Origin of the sequence: Tenacibaculum sp. L6, from assembly GCF_028823685.1 — a bacterium.
Lineage (GTDB): Bacteria > Bacteroidota > Bacteroidia > Flavobacteriales > Flavobacteriaceae > Polaribacter.
Map to the genome: position 1 here is coordinate 1 of NZ_JAPEHZ010000186.1, position 606 is coordinate 606.

Here is a 606-nt window from a genome sequence, read left to right on the forward strand (position 1 = left end):
ATTTCTCTTCATTGTTGCCACACTGTCTTTATCAAAGTCTAAACTTGAAATTACCTTACTGCCTGCCAATTGAGAACCTATGTCTAAACCGCCAGCACCAGAAAAGAATCCAATAGTTTGAATCTTACTATCGATTATTTGCTCAATTTTATCATTGACTGTGTAACCACGCTTGTCATATTTAATTCCTAGAAACTCATCTTTCTTTATTTTGAATTCCCTTTCAAATAACCTCAATTGAGGTTCTTCTAGTAGTGATAAAAATTCTCTTTCTAACTTGTAAGTTGCTAGCATATATTTAACTCTTTTTTTCTAAAGACTCAACAAGTAAATCTTTAGCTTCAATATTTAATATTTCTCCAATTTTGTATAAATCTTCAATACTTGGTTGCCTTCTGTTTTGAACATAGGAGTTTACCATATTGTAACTCTTCCCTAGTTTTTCAGCTAGCCAAGTTTGCTTTATACCTTTTTCATCTAAAACTTCTTTAATCCGATTCATTTCAGAATGTTTTCTATTTCTCAAATATACAGTGATATTTTATTATCTCACTAGATGAGCTAAATATTTATCAACAATTTTGGGTGGAGGGAAAAGGCAAGCTC

General features: G+C 31.2%; 1 protein-coding gene and 1 pseudogene. Both read right to left on the bottom strand.

What is annotated here, in order from left to right; genetic code table 11:
• Positions 1–294, bottom strand: a pseudogene (locus OU788_RS12640) (hypothetical protein); the annotation flags it as partial.
• A 4-nt stretch (positions 295–298) separates the two neighbouring features.
• Entirely contained in the window at positions 299–502 is a 204-nt protein-coding gene (locus tag OU788_RS12645; RefSeq protein WP_264560945.1) for a helix-turn-helix domain-containing protein, read from the bottom strand.
• Between the last annotated feature and the right edge of the window lie 104 nt (positions 503–606).